14 protein-coding genes are annotated in these 13,855 nt (G+C 40.3%); 6 read left to right on the plus strand and 8 right to left on the minus strand.

Going from position 1 to position 13,855, the window contains the following annotated elements; genetic code table 11:
- The first annotated feature begins 104 nt into the window (after positions 1-104).
- Genes meaB through ACSLUF_RS11720 form a run of 3 tightly spaced genes read left to right on the plus strand, consistent with a single transcriptional unit; the run spans position 105 to position 3,003 of the window.
- Positions 105-1,151: a methylmalonyl Co-A mutase-associated GTPase MeaB gene (meaB, locus tag ACSLUF_RS11710; RefSeq protein ID WP_435622969.1), complete on the plus strand. Its 1,047-nt coding sequence runs from the start codon at positions 105-107 to the stop codon at positions 1,149-1,151.
- 33 nt (positions 1,152-1,184) lie between these two features.
- Positions 1,185-2,147 (plus strand): glycosyltransferase family 2 protein, encoded by a 963-nt coding sequence (locus ACSLUF_RS11715; protein WP_435622970.1) that lies wholly within the window; start codon positions 1,185-1,187, stop codon positions 2,145-2,147.
- Positions 2,128-3,003, plus strand: coding sequence for a lysylphosphatidylglycerol synthase transmembrane domain-containing protein (locus ACSLUF_RS11720; RefSeq protein ID WP_435622971.1), 876 nt, complete (start codon positions 2,128-2,130; stop codon positions 3,001-3,003). Before ACSLUF_RS11715 ends, ACSLUF_RS11720 begins: the two co-directional genes overlap by 20 nt.
- Here the strand turns inward: ACSLUF_RS11720 and ACSLUF_RS11725 are convergent.
- The 5 genes from ACSLUF_RS11725 to mazG form a co-directional block, all read right to left on the minus strand.
- Positions 3,000-4,658, minus strand: a complete 1,659-nt coding sequence (locus tag ACSLUF_RS11725; RefSeq protein WP_435622972.1) for an ArnT family glycosyltransferase — start codon at positions 4,656-4,658, stop codon at positions 3,000-3,002. The two genes, ACSLUF_RS11720 and ACSLUF_RS11725, sit on opposite strands and share 4 nt — an antisense overlap.
- Entirely contained in the window at positions 4,655-5,224 is a 570-nt protein-coding gene (locus ACSLUF_RS11730) for a phosphatase PAP2 family protein (RefSeq protein ID WP_435622973.1), read from the minus strand. The genes ACSLUF_RS11725 and ACSLUF_RS11730 overlap by 4 nt, the downstream gene beginning before the upstream one ends.
- A 5-nt stretch (positions 5,225-5,229) precedes the next feature.
- Positions 5,230-5,457, minus strand: coding sequence for a hypothetical protein (locus ACSLUF_RS11735; protein ID WP_435622974.1), 228 nt, complete (start codon positions 5,455-5,457; stop codon positions 5,230-5,232).
- 34 nt (positions 5,458-5,491) lie between these two features.
- Positions 5,492-6,871 (minus strand): MATE family efflux transporter, encoded by a 1,380-nt coding sequence (locus ACSLUF_RS11740; protein ID WP_435622975.1) that lies wholly within the window; start codon positions 6,869-6,871, stop codon positions 5,492-5,494.
- Between the two features lie 82 nt (positions 6,872-6,953).
- Positions 6,954-7,727 carry a nucleoside triphosphate pyrophosphohydrolase gene (gene mazG / locus ACSLUF_RS11745; RefSeq protein WP_435622976.1) on the minus strand — a complete coding sequence of 258 codons (774 nt, stop codon included), beginning with the start codon at positions 7,725-7,727 and terminating at the stop codon, positions 6,954-6,956.
- A gap of 173 nt (positions 7,728-7,900) precedes the next feature.
- On the opposite strand from mazG, the gene bglX reads away from it, so the two are divergent.
- The 3 genes from bglX to ACSLUF_RS11760 are packed head-to-tail and all read left to right on the plus strand — an operon-like array spanning position 7,901 to position 12,346.
- On the plus strand, positions 7,901-10,090 hold the full coding sequence (gene bglX, locus ACSLUF_RS11750) for a beta-glucosidase BglX (RefSeq protein ID WP_435622977.1): 2,190 nt from the start codon (positions 7,901-7,903) through the stop codon (positions 10,088-10,090).
- Positions 10,077-10,766: a GDSL-type esterase/lipase family protein gene (locus tag ACSLUF_RS11755; protein WP_435622978.1), complete on the plus strand. Its 690-nt coding sequence runs from the start codon at positions 10,077-10,079 to the stop codon at positions 10,764-10,766. Before bglX ends, ACSLUF_RS11755 begins: the two co-directional genes overlap by 14 nt.
- On the plus strand, positions 10,763-12,346 hold the full coding sequence (locus tag ACSLUF_RS11760; protein ID WP_435622979.1) for a family 20 glycosylhydrolase: 1,584 nt from the start codon (positions 10,763-10,765) through the stop codon (positions 12,344-12,346). The genes ACSLUF_RS11755 and ACSLUF_RS11760 overlap by 4 nt, the downstream gene beginning before the upstream one ends.
- Before the next feature lie 6 nt (positions 12,347-12,352).
- Here ACSLUF_RS11760 and ACSLUF_RS11765 read toward each other — a convergent pair whose 3' ends face one another.
- The 3 genes from ACSLUF_RS11765 to ruvX are packed head-to-tail and all read right to left on the minus strand — an operon-like array spanning position 12,353 to position 13,825.
- On the minus strand, positions 12,353-12,766 hold the full coding sequence (locus ACSLUF_RS11765) for a DUF5606 family protein (RefSeq protein WP_435622980.1): 414 nt from the start codon (positions 12,764-12,766) through the stop codon (positions 12,353-12,355).
- Positions 12,767-12,819: 53 nt separating this feature from the next.
- Positions 12,820-13,410, minus strand: coding sequence for a peptide deformylase (def, locus tag ACSLUF_RS11770; RefSeq protein WP_435622981.1), 591 nt, complete (start codon positions 13,408-13,410; stop codon positions 12,820-12,822).
- A 1-nt stretch (position 13,411) separates the two neighbouring features.
- Complete coding sequence (gene ruvX, locus ACSLUF_RS11775) at positions 13,412-13,825, minus strand: Holliday junction resolvase RuvX (RefSeq protein WP_435622982.1); 414 nt, start codon at positions 13,823-13,825, stop codon at positions 13,412-13,414.
- Positions 13,826-13,855 lie beyond the last annotated feature (30 nt).

The following is a 13,855-nucleotide window of genomic DNA, read 5'->3' on the forward strand; positions in this document are numbered from 1 at the left end:
TAAAAAAAAGAAGGCGTGGCAAAATGCCTATTTTTTAATTGAATTTTAACACTATCAGCTCTACACAAAACTTTTTACCTTAGTAACTACATTATCGAACTCCTTTGGATACAAACAAGAACATTCCAACACATACCGCATCTAAGATTCGTGCATTGAGAAAGGAAGCTGTGGACCCACAAAATCTGGTCAAGGGAATTTTGAAGGCGGATAAAGCAGCGCTGGGAAAAGCGATAACCCTGTTAGAGAGCTCAAAATTGGAACATCTTGCCCTAGCCGATGAAATTATTGAAAAGTGCCTTCCTCATGCTTCAAATAGTGTCCGCATTGGGATTACAGGAGTGCCAGGCGTAGGAAAAAGTACGTTCATAGAGGTATTTGGAAAAACCTTGACCAGTCTGGGAAAAAAAGTGGCTGTTTTGGCTGTGGACCCATCAAGTTCATTGTCCAAAGGAAGCATTTTGGGAGATAAAACCCGAATGGAAGAGCTTTCAAAAGATTCCAAAGCCTTTATACGACCTTCGCCAGCTGGGGAATCTTTAGGAGGCGTTGCCCAAAAAACCCGAGAGACCATTATTCTTTGTGAAGCGGCAGGCTATGACGTCATTCTGGTTGAAACTGTTGGAGTGGGTCAAAGTGAAACCGTTGTGCACAGTATGGTTGATTTTTTCCTTTTACTGAAGCTATCTGGAGCTGGGGATGAGTTGCAAGGTATCAAAAGGGGTATCATGGAAATGGCAGATGCCATTGCCATCAATAAAGCGGACGGAAAAAATAAGGAACGTGCCAAATTAGCCCAAACCGAGTTCTCAAGAGCCCTCCATTTATATCCGCCAAAAGAAAACGATTGGACGCCCAAAGTAATGGCTTGTTCGGCTACAGAAAACCTAGGGATACTTGAAATTTGGAATACCATCGAAGCGTATTTGGAGATTACCAAGGAAAATGGACATTTTCAGCGCAATCGAAACCTCCAAAACAAAAATTGGTTTTTGCAGTCATTGAATCAACAATTAACCCAAATCTTGCAACAAAACGAAGCTTACAAAAAAGCTAGAAAAGGCATGTTGGAAGCCGTGGAGAAAAACACGGTTTCTCCCTTCAAAGCAGCCCGGGAGGTGCTCAAAATCATCAACAATCAACTTAAATAAAAGCACTACATTTGCCACAATTAGACCAGGCAAATGAACACGGTTACTGACTCCCTTCTTTCCATTGTGGTCCCTTTATACAACGAGCAGGATAATGTGGCCCTTCTCACTGAAAAAATACATGAAAGCTTGCAGGGGTATACTTATGAGATTGTCTATGTAGATGACTTTTCGACTGATAATACTAGAAAAGTTGTCAAGGAAATGAATGATGGGCAAGTTCATCTCATAGAACTCAAGAAAAATTATGGCCAAAGTCTAGCGCTTGCCGCAGGTATTGACTATGCCAAGGGAGAATATATTATCACCATGGATGGGGATTTGCAAAATGACCCGTCGGATATTCCTTCAATGCTCAACTATGCAGTAACAGATGAGTACGATGTGGTTACGGGTATCCGACAAAAAAGGAAAGACTCCTTGGTCAAGAAAATACCTTCCAAGATTGCCAATTTTATGGTGCGTAGAGTCACCAAATTGGATATTAAGGATAATGGTTGCGCCCTTAAGGTATTTACCAAAGATATTGCCAAGGGATTGAATTTGTATGGCGAAATGCACCGGTTCATTACCCTTTTGGCCCATTTGGAGGGGGGGCAAATCAAACAAGTTCCGGTAAAACATCATGCGAGACACGCAGGGGTTTCCAAGTATGGTTTGGAAAGGGTCTTTAAAGTAGTGGCCGATATGATGCTTTTGCTTTTTATACGCAAATACTTCCAGCGTCCCATTCACCTGTTCGGCATTTTTGGCGTATTACTTATTATTCTTGGGGTTTTCATCAATATCTATCTTCTAATTGTTAAGTTAGGTTTTGGAGAAGATATAGGAAACAGACCTTTACTAATTTTTGGAATGATGTTCATTTTAGGTGGAATTCAGCTATTCACCATTGGTATTGTAATGGAACTGCTGATTAGAACGTATTACGAATCACAACAAAAGAGGCCCTATCGGGTCAAAAAAATCAGCATTGGTGCCAGAGAAGCTGCGTAAAAGATTGCTTACCCTTTTAAAGATTGTAATCAGCGGGGTACTTATCTACTTTATTTTTACCAAAATCAATTTTAAGGATGTACTGGAAACCCTGAAGACCGGGAATCCATTTTATCTGGTTGTTGGAACTTTCCTTGTTTTGGTTTCAAAAATAATTGCAGCTTTTCGTCTTAATCTATATTTCCACCAAATCGGAGTGAAAATCACCCAAAAGAGCAATCTTAAACTCTACTTCTTGGGCATGTTTTACAATCTCTTCTTACCCGGAGGGATTGGTGGCGATGCCTATAAAGGGTATGTAATTCAAAAAGAGTTCAAGTCTGGCACAAAACGGGTGGTATCGGTCCTACTACTCGACCGCTTAAGCGGGATGCTTTTGATTTTCATATATATCTGTGTTCTAGCAATTGTTTTGAACCACGAGTTGTTTCGTCAATTTAATATCTTTTTTTATGTAGCAATTCCCCTTAGCGTTTTGGTTTTCTGGTGGATGAACCAACGTTTTTTTGAATATGCGCTACCCATTTTTTGGAAATCGTTAGGATATTCTGCGATAGTTCAGTTTTCGCAGCTAATCTGTGTGTTTTTTATTTTGGAATCCTTTAATGTAGAGCTTCAACAAACCGAGTATCTCTTGGTTTTTCTTATTTCATCGATTGTTTCCGTGATTCCTTTGACCATCGGTGGGATTGGTAGTAGGGAGATTACCTTTTTATATGGTGCCACATGGCTAGGATTGAATGAAGAAATTTCCGTTGGGGTGAGCTTTGTTTTCTTTCTGATGACTGCCCTAATTTCGTTTGCGGGTATTCTGTACCATTTCAAAAAACCAAAACTTGAAGTGGTAAATCACTAATCCAGATAAACCAGATGCATTTGATTTAAGACCTTTGGTCGTGTGTGAGGGTTTAAAAATTTGAGTTGTAATCGTGTGATTCTAAATTGGTCAACCGAAATTTTCTCGTGCCAATGAAACCCTTTGTTCTCCAAAAGCTCCAGTTCTTTATCGTTAGCATAGACCCAAACCTCATGCATGGTCTTTAGTTCATCAATGGATACGATTTGAACCGGCTTTTTATTATAAAAATCAAGTGCCCAAGTAAATCTATCAGAAATCTTATAGACCCTATCCACTGGTATATCCTGAGTCTCAATTCTTTTGGCCATTGTGGACCCCCCTTGATATTGTAACAGTTCAGGATAAAAGTGCGTGTTCATAACCCCATTCAGCAGTAACGAACTATACACCGAAAGGGTAATAATCCGCATATAATAGGCTTCTCGTTTTAGACAGAAGTACGTAATAACTGCCAAGAGGACTATCAAGATGACATAATTGTAAATCTTATCGAACTTGAAGAAGTGAAAGCACACCAAAAGGGCAAATATGAAAACCAAGCTTAGTACAAAGTACTGTATTCCCAAAATCACCTTAATGGAAATCTTCTTGGAAAACTTGTAAAGACTATGTAGATACGAAGCCGATAAAATCGAATATAGAGGTATCAAAATATTCATATAATGCGGCAGCTTGAATTGGGCAAAGCTGATAACAAAGAACAAAATGGTAATGCCCCCCACAGTCACAAACTCATACTGGGGCAAATATTTAAATCGCATTTTTATAAATGTCTTTACCCTGCACCAATAGGCAATCAAAGCTAGAACTGTCCAAGGAAGAAAAACCCAAAGGAAGGTGTGAAAAAAGAAGAAGAAATCACTACTGTTCTTTCCATGTCCCTGACCGCTCAATCTTTCAAAACTCTGTTCCCAGAAAATGAAAAAAATACCGCTTCTATTGGACTTTCCCCTGATAATTTTTTCTGGATGCAAATCGAACTGATGATAATAAGCATACAGCATGGGTGAAATCGTCATTCCAAAAACCAAAAGAGCTGGAATTAATTTCCAACTTAGTAGGCTTTTCCATTTTCGAGTATATATCAAATGGCAAAGCAACGATACACCTATGACCACCAGAGCAATCTGACCTTTGGTTGAAAAGGCCATTCCTGCTCCAAAAGCCCCCAAAAGTAAGGCCCATAGACTTCCTTTTTCAACATAACGTATCAATTGCCAGATGGAAAAGATGGTGAATCCGGTTAATACCGCATCGGTCCTAACATCAATATTGGAAAGTACAATGGTCTGGGCGGTCATAAAGATTAGGGCAGAAAATTTCCCGATATCATTGTTATAAAACAATTTTCCCAAGCCATAACAACTGTATGCCCCCAATAGGGTTATTAAAATAGCTGGAATCCGATAAGCCCAATCATGAATACCAAAAATCTTGAATGAAAGAGCTGCCAGCCAATAATGCATATGAGGCTTATCCAAATACTCTTGGGTACCTTTAATAAGGTTGATGAAATCATTTTCCTGAACCATTCGCATAGCCATGACAGCGAACTGGGCAGAGTCGTTTTCGAAAAGGGTGACAAACATACCGGCTATGTAGACGACAATAACAAGAGCCACTAAAAACCAGTATCTTACTGAAGAAATCATGTCCCCAATTTTTGGAATGCAAATATAGATAACTTGGCAAATAACCAGCCAAAAAGTATACCTATAAAACTGCCTGTAATTACATCCAAGGGGAAGTGCACACCAATATAAATTCGACTATACGCCACTAACGAAGCCCATACAAAAAGAAAGAGTCCAATTCTTTTGATGCTTGGCCTCAGCATTACAGCAAAAAAAGAAGCTAGCGCCATGCTATTGCTCGCATGTGCAGAGAAATAACCGAACTTCCCGCCACACGATTTTTTTACCAATCTTGCCAACATATTTATCTCCTCATCGTGACATGGTCGAAGACGAGCCACACCATATTTGAAAAAATTGGCCAACTGGTCCGTAGCTGTTATTAGTAGACCCACAAAAACCAAGACGATTAGAGTTCGTTTTAAACCAAGGAAGCGATAAGTAAAGAACAGCAACAGGGCATACAGTGGAATGGAACTCAATTTATTGGTGATAAAAAGCCAAAATCCATCCCATGTTTCAGTTCCCAGTCCGTTGAGGAAAAGGAAGAGTTCTTTATCCCATTGAACCAACGTATCAATCATACTTCTTAGTCTTCGTATCGGGATACTTCCCTATCATAAAAAGCTGTTGCCGCTTCAATCAGAGTTTCGGTTTCATTGGCCAAGTCTTCTTCATCCTCTTTTGAAAATTCCTCGAACCACTCCACCTCATCATTTTCAAGATTGATGATAAATCGTGGGAATTCCGTGTGTACAATAAATACTGATGAAGGATGGTCTGTGTTGTCAGCTAGAAGAAACTTGGGTATATCCATTGGTTCGGTTTCTATCGGTTAAGGAATAATGTAATTAGGAGTTTGTTTTTTGTGCAATTAACTTGTTTGTCAGATAATTGAATCGAATATACAACATTACCGCCGAAGCCGTTAGTCCTAACAAGAGTCCCATCCATATCCCAGAACTTTTGTACTCCGTAAACAGGCCGAAATAATAGGAGACCGGAAAGCCGATAAGCCAATACGCAATGAAGGTAATAAGTGTTGGTATTTTCACATCTTGAATACCACGTAGGGCACCCAAAACCACCACTTGGATTCCATCTGATATTTGGAAAAAGGCTGCAATCAAGAGCAATTTGGCAGCTATTGCAATTACCTCTGTATTATCTGCCAAGTTTATGGCTTCGTCAACATCCAAGTATAGCGTCGGTAACCAATCACGACCCAAAAGAAAGAGTGTTGCAAAAACGATTTCCAATAGCAAGGTCAACACAAATATGGACTCCCCTATCCGTTTTAGGTCTTTGAAATTCTGCAAGCCCTTTTGATTTCCTACCCGAACCATAGCTGCAACACCAAGGCCCATCCCAACCATAAAAGTCATACTACTCAGGTTCAGGGCAATTTGGTTGGCTGCTTGTGCATTTTTTCCAAGAACCCCACTCAACCAAATCGCCGCGGTAAAGATGGCCACCTCAAAGAACATTTGCAGTGCGGAAGGAAAACCAAGACCAATTATCTTATTGATAACCGCTCGTTCAATATTCCTAAAATTGAAGTTGGTAACATAGGGTTGGTATTTATCTTTTCTTCTCAATAAAAAATAGATATACCCCACCATAATGAAACGTGAGACCAAAGTACCTATCGCTGCCCCAACTATTCCCAATTTCGGAAAACCAAAGGACCCGAAAATCAACAGATAGTTGATCATTACATTAATCACATTGGCCAAAATGGTGGCATACATGGGGTATTTCGTCTGCGAAAGACCTTCCGAAAACTGTTTGAAGGCTTGGAACATAATTAATGGAACCAGAGAAAATGCTACCAAATCGAGATACGGAATGGCTAACTCAACAACCTCTGGCGGTTGTTTCATATGATGTAGTAGGGGTTTGCAAAGCAAAATGATAGCAAACAAGGAAATCCCCAAAAATGTGCAGAGTACCAGACCATGTTTTAAAGCGCTTTTTCCACCTGCGCTATTTTTAGCTCCGTCTGCTTCGGCCACCAAGGGAGTAATCGCAGTGGAAAAACCTATGCCTAATGACATTGCAATAAAAACAAAACTATTGCCCAAAGAAACCGCAGCCAATTCAGCAGTCCCCAATTGCCCGACCATAATATTATCTGCAAAGGCCACAAAAGTGTGACCCAACATACCCAAGATTACTGGATAGGCTAGCCGTAAATTATATTGGAATTCTTTGGTATACTGGTTGAGCAAGTTGAAAAATTAAATGGGAACCAAATATAGTTCGATTCCCATGCAAATAGAGGAGCGGTTTTTAGTTTTTATACACAAGAAATTACAAGCTTTTGGCCTGTTCCCAAAACACATCCATTTCGGCTAGGGTCATGTCCTTTAAAGCTTTTCCAGACGCTTTTGCTTTTGCTTCCAAGTATTGAAAGCGTTTGATAAATTTTTTGTTGGTGCGTTCCAAAGCGTTTTCTGGATTCACATTTAAGAATCGGGCATAGTTAATCATTGAAAAAAGTACATCGCCGAATTCAGCTTCCAATCGGTCTGGATTTTGATTCTTTACCTCTTCTTGAAGCTCCGATAGTTCTTCTTGTACTTTTTCAAACACCTGGGTCGGTTCTTCCCAATCAAATCCTACTCCAGCTACTTTCTCTTGTATCCGGTTAGCTTTAACCAAAGCGGGCAAACTGTTGGGAACCCCTTCCAAAACACTTTTTTTGCCTTCCTTTAGTTTTATGTTTTCCCAGTTCTGTTTTACCTGATCCTCATTTTCGACCGTAATGTCTCCATAGATATGTGGATGTCTATTTATCAACTTTTCACTGATGCCATGGGCCACATCGGCAATATCAAAATCCTTGGTTTCTGAGCCAATTTTAGCGTAGAAGATGATATGCAGCAATAAGTCACCAAGTTCTTTTTTGACTTCATCCAAATTGTTATCCAGTATGGCATCACCAAGCTCATAGGTCTCTTCAATGGTTAAATGCCTTAAGGATTGCATCGTTTGCTTTTTATCCCAAGGGCACTGCGCTCTAAGTTCATCCATAATAGTTAATAACCTATCAAGAGCTTCCAACTGGTTTTTTCGGGAATGCATAAGCGATTTAATTTTGGTTAAAAATACAAAGACTAAAACCCAGCAAATACTATATTTTTAAGTTATTTTGTTACGCTATCAACTACTTTTCAACACAAGCTGACAATATGAAGCACTTTCTTGTTTACATTCTTATTTTTTCAATTTCTTTGTGGTTTTCAAATTCGGAGCTTATGGCCCAAGAAAAAACACTAGACCAAAAGATAGAAACCCTACTGGAAAAGATGACCTTGGAAGAAAAGGTAGGCCAGATGAATCAATACAATGGTTTTTGGGATGCTACAGGACCCGCACCACAAGGTGGAAATGCAGCTATAAAATATGAGCACTTAAAAAAGGGCTGGGTAGGTTCCATGTTAAACGTTACGGGAACCGAAAACACAAGAAAACTGCAAGAGCTTATTGTCGAAGAATCACGATTAGGAATCCCCCTTCTCTTTGGATATGATGTAATCCATGGTTATAAGACTCTGGCGCCCATTCCCCTGGCCGAAGCGGCAAGTTGGGATATGGAAGCCATTCAAAAGTCGGCTAGAATCGCTGCTGAAGAAGCTTCAGCGGTTGGACTCCACTGGACATTTGCTCCCATGGTGGATATTTCCAGAGACCCGAGATGGGGCCGTGTCATGGAAGGTGGTGGCGAAGACACCTATCTTGGCGCTCAGATTGCGAAAGCACGGGTAAAAGGTTTTCAGGGGGATGACCTTTCCCAACCGAACACCATAGCCGCCTGTGCAAAGCATTTTGCCGCTTATGGATTTGCTGAAGCAGGAAAAGAGTACAATACGGTCGATATTGGCACTTCTACCCTATTCAATACCGTTTTACCTACATTCAAAGCTGCAGTGGATTCAGGGGTAAAAACGGTCATGAACGGTTTCAATATTCTTAATGGTGTTCCGGTAACCGGTGATGCTTTTCTTCAAAGAGAAGTTCTCAAAGGAAAATGGGGATTTGAAGGTTTTGTTATTTCAGATTGGGCATCCATAGCTGAAATGGTTCCCCACGGATTTGCTAAGGATTTAAAGCACACAGCAGAACTAGGTGTTAAAGCTGGTTCGGATATGGATATGGAGTCCTCTTCTTACGTTTCACATTTGGTCCAAAATGTGCAAGAAGGAAAAGTGGACGAAGCCCTGCTGGATGATGCGGTCCGTAGAATATTGAAGGTTAAGTTTGAATTGGGTCTTTTTGAAGACCCCTATAAATATTGCAGCCCTGAGCGCGAAAATGAAGAACTTTATCATGAAGACCACAAGGCCGAGGTCTTGGAAATGGCAATGAAGTCTATTGTGTTACTTAAAAATGACAACAATCTACTTCCATTAGCCAAGGACCAAGCGAATATTGTGGTTATTGGTGAATTAGCTGATGATAAAAACAGTCCTTTAGGGAGTTGGCGAATTGGTTCCGACGATAATACAGCAGTTTCTTTTTTGGAAGGTTTGAAAAGCTATACTGAAAATGTAAAGTATGCGCCAGGACCACGGGTATTTAACAAGGATGCTAATTTCTTGCATGAAGTTCAGGTGAACGAGACAGACACTTCTGGTATGGAAGAGGCCGTTGCTTTGGCCAAGGAATCGGATATAGTCCTTATGGTACTGGGTGAGCACGGCTTCCAAAGTGGTGAAGCGAGAAGTAGAACGAATCTAGACTTGCCAGGACTTCAATTGGACTTACTCAAAGCGGTATATGAAGTAAACCAAAATGTGGTTCTTATCTTGATGAATGGTCGTCCGCTTGCCATTGAGTGGGAAACTGAGCACATTCCCGCTATTTTGGAAACATGGCAATTGGGCACAGAAACCGGGAATGCCATCTCTAAAGTGCTCTTTGGAGATTACAACCCTAGCGGAAAACTCCCCATGACCTTTCCAAGAAGTGTTGGACAGATTCCCATTTACTATAATCATTTCAGTACAGGAAGACCTAATCCCGAACCTAATGTCTTTTGGACGCATTATAGTGATGAGCAGAACTCCCCACTATACCCATTCGGATACGGTCTAAGCTATACCCAATTTGAGTATTCTGATATGGAATTGGACTCTTCCGACCAAACTGCTATTAAAGTAAGTGCAACAGTCAAGAACGCAGGTGACATGGTAGGTGAAGAAGTGGTACAACTCTATATTCGGGACAAAGTGGCCAGTGTGACCCGTCCTGTAAAAGAGTTAAAAGGTTTTCAAAAGATCAGTCTGCAATCTGGAGAATCCAAAAAGGTAGAATTTGTTTTGACTGATGCAGAACTTGGGTTTTACAATCACAACTATGAATATGTTGTAGAACCGGGAGAGTTTGAGGTGATGATAGGAACAAACTCCCAAGAAGGACTTCGTCAAAATTTTGAAAAACTATAATATTTTGAAACCATTCCCTTCCATTTTTCCCCTGCTCATAGCGCTGTTAATTGTCAACGGAATCTTCTATGGACAAAGTTCTCTCCCTTTTTCTTCAGAAGTAAAGGAAATACAGCAACGAATGGATACCATTTGGGACCAATCAAAACCTTCCATTCTGTTTACTGGAAGTTCCAGTGTTAGGCTATGGAAAGATTTGCAAGCGCGTTTTCCTGAGAATCAGGTGTTGAATACAGGGTTTGGTGGTTCCCAAACGTCTGACCTGGCCAATTTCTTAAATGAGCTCATCCTTGATTACAATCCAAGTAAAGTGTTCATTTATGAAGGGGACAACGACATTTTCGCCAAAAAGAGGCCGAAAAAAATTATTGAAACTTTCAGAAGTGTTTTGGACACGCTCCAACAAAAAAGACCAGATATGGAAATTGTGCTGATCTCAGCAAAGCCAAGCATATCGCGATGGAAATTTAGGTCAAGATATCGACGCCTAAACAAAAAACTTGAAGCTTTGGCATCAGAAAGAAATAGAATTTCCTATGTGGATGTATGGTCCGTCATGTTGAACAGAAGGAAATTGAAAAAGGACCTGTTCATAGAAGATGGCTTGCATATGAATTCAAAAGGATACGACCTTTGGGAAGAGGCCCTAAAGGATTTTGTTACCTTAGGGAAATGAAACCCATTTCTGCTTTAATTTTATCCATCACCCTATTGGCGTTTTTCGCAGGATGTGAGAAAAAGAAAGTAAAAATTGTATTTCCGGAGACCGACCTATCTAAATCAGCATTGATACCGAAACCACTGAGTGTTTCGGCAACCTATGATGCTTTTGGGTTGGGCAAGAATACAGTTATCCACACTCCAAAAGATGACGAGGAATATTCGAAGTTGGGCAACTATTTATCTAAAAAAATCCAATTTGGAACCGAACTCTCCATCCCTTCGAATACTTCTATCAAAATTGAAGATGAGAACGCACCTAACAATGCAATTTACATAGTAAAATCGACAGACACTGTCCTATCAACCCCAGAGTCTTACATGCTGGAAATCAAGCATGACTCCATTCTAATTCAAGCCCAAACTCCCGAAGCAGCATTTAGAGGCATTCAGACTTTGTTACAGACTATACCGGAAAAAAGCAACGACACTCTAGTGGATTCTCCATTATGGGTTATCCCTTCTGGTAAAATCGTGGATAGGCCTAAGTTCCAATATCGTGGAACCATGCTGGATGTGGCTCGCCATTTTTTTTCAGTGGAAGAGGTGAAAAGGTACATTGACCTGATTTCGTATTACAAACTGAACGTACTGCATTTGCACCTAACCGACGACCAAGGTTGGCGAATTGAAGTAAAATCCTGGCCAAAACTCACTGAAATTGGTGGAAAAACAGAAGTAGGTGGAGGTACTGGAGGTTTTTATACCCAATCCGATTATCAAGAAATTGTAGACTATGCCACTGAGCATTTTATCACCCTAGTTCCTGAAATTGACATGCCCGGACATACCAATGCGGCCAGTTTAAGCTATCCTTTTTTAGACGGGACTGGAAAACCTTTAAAAGCATATACAGGAACACGCGTAGGATTCAGTTCGTTTAATACGCGTAAGGATACAGTTTATGCATTTTTGGAGGATGTAATTCGAGAAATAGCAGCTATTAATCCAGGTCCATATATCCATATTGGAGGTGATGAGAGTTTTGCCACTAAGAAAAAAAACTACAAGTATTTTGTGGAACGTGTGGAAGCGATTGTCCAAAAACAGGGCAAAACCATGATAGGTTGGGATGAAATTTCCGAAGCCAATATTAGCTCACAATCCATAGCACAGCACTGGAGAACAACAGAAAATGCTATAAAGGCAGCAAAAAATGGGAACAAGGTCATTCTTTCTCCTGCAAAGAAGGCCTATCTGGACATGAAATATGATTCGCTTTCGAAACATGGATTGGATTGGGCGGGCCATATCACTGTGGATTCTGCCTACATTTGGAATCCTTCAACCTTCATCCCAAACCTTCCGTTGGAAAGTATTTTAGGTATCGAAGCACCTTTATGGTCAGAAACCATAAGCAACTCCTCCGAAATGGAGTACTTGGCATTCCCAAGAATCATTGGTTATGCAGAACTGGGTTGGAGTCAATCGGAAAAGCTGGATTGGGAAGAATATAGAATACGGCTAGCAAAGCAAAAGGCCTTTCTTGAAAAGAAAAAGGTCAACTATTATCGTTCTCCCAAGGTAGACTGGTAAGAGACCTTATTCTTCTTCTGAATTTTTTTCTTCAGCGAAGTCGGTAATTCCATTCTCAAGTAGAATGTTATACCATTGAACAATCTTTTTGATATCACTGGCATAGACACGGTCTTCATCGTAATTTGGTAATACCTCAAAAAAGTATTCTTCCAACTGGATTTTTTCCGCTTTGTGACTGATAGAGGTCTTTTTGCCTTCTTCTTTTTCCTTTATCTTTTGAAAAACTTCGCGTAGCGGTACTTCTTCCTCCAAGGTATATATGGCAATTTCGGAGAGTACGCTTACATTGTTACGCATACCCACACTTATCCGCTTTCCATCCAATAAGGATTCCCCAACAAATCCAGTTCTAGTTTGGGTAAGTAGTTTGTACAAACCGGGTTTTCCCCCAATGGATAAAATTTTGTCCAAAGCCATGTAATCTTATTTTATGCGCGCAAAAATATGCTTTTCTTAAGTACGAAAATTACCTATCTGCCTTTTTTAAGATTTGGAAAACGCATTTTGTAGTCTGCGTTGATTTTTCCTTTCGAAATTTTATCCAATCTACTTTTTAGTAGACGTTTTTTTAGTGATGAGAGTTTATCCGTGAAAAGAATACCTTCAATATGGTCATACTCATGCTGGATAACCCTAGCTAGTAAACCATCATAGGTTTCTGTATATGTTTTGAAATCCTCATCCTGATAGGTTATGGTAATAGTAGGTTTTCTTTTTACATCTTCCCTTACCTCCGGAATGCTGAGGCATCCTTCATTAAAATCCCATTCCTCGCCTTCCTCCTGCTCAATTTTGGCGTTTATAAATACCTTTTTGAATCCATTCAATGCCTTTTGCTCTTCTGGAGATAGGTCCTCATCATCAGAAAACGGAGTGGTATCAACAAGAAATAAACGAATGGGCAAACCAATTTGCGGAGCCGCTAGACCCACTCCGTGGGCATTGTACATGGTGTCCCACATATTGCTGACTAGCTCACCCAGTTTGGGATATTCCGCATTTATTTCTTTCGCTTTTTTACGAAGAACGGGGTCTCCATATGCTACAATTGGTAAAATCATCTTATCTCTTTCTCTCTAAATAGGCTTGGAGAATCAGGGTCGCACTAATCTCGTCCACCAACCCCTTATCCTTTCTCTTGCTTTTTTTGACTCCGCTATCCAACATAGACTGGAATGCCATTTTGGAAGTGAATCTTTCGTCTTGCCGCTCAACCGGAATGTGAGGAAATTGCTCCCCCAGTTTAGCCAAAAAAGATTGAATGAACACTTCAGACTCTGATGGGGTGTTATCCATTTGCTTTGGAAGTCCCACTACAAAACAGTCCACCTTTTGCGCTTTGGTATATTCCTCCAAAAAAGACATTAGCTTTTTCGTTTCAACGGTTGTAAGTCCAGAGGCAATCAATTGTAATTCGTCTGTAACTGCAATACCGGTACGAACTTTTCCAAAGTCAAGGGCCAAGATTCGAGCCAAACCATAAAATTTTGCCAAAAATAACCCTAA

Origin of the sequence: Flagellimonas sp. (genome assembly GCF_965601775.1) — a bacterium.
In the GTDB taxonomy this organism is placed as follows: Bacteria; Bacteroidota; Bacteroidia; order Flavobacteriales; family Flavobacteriaceae; genus Flagellimonas.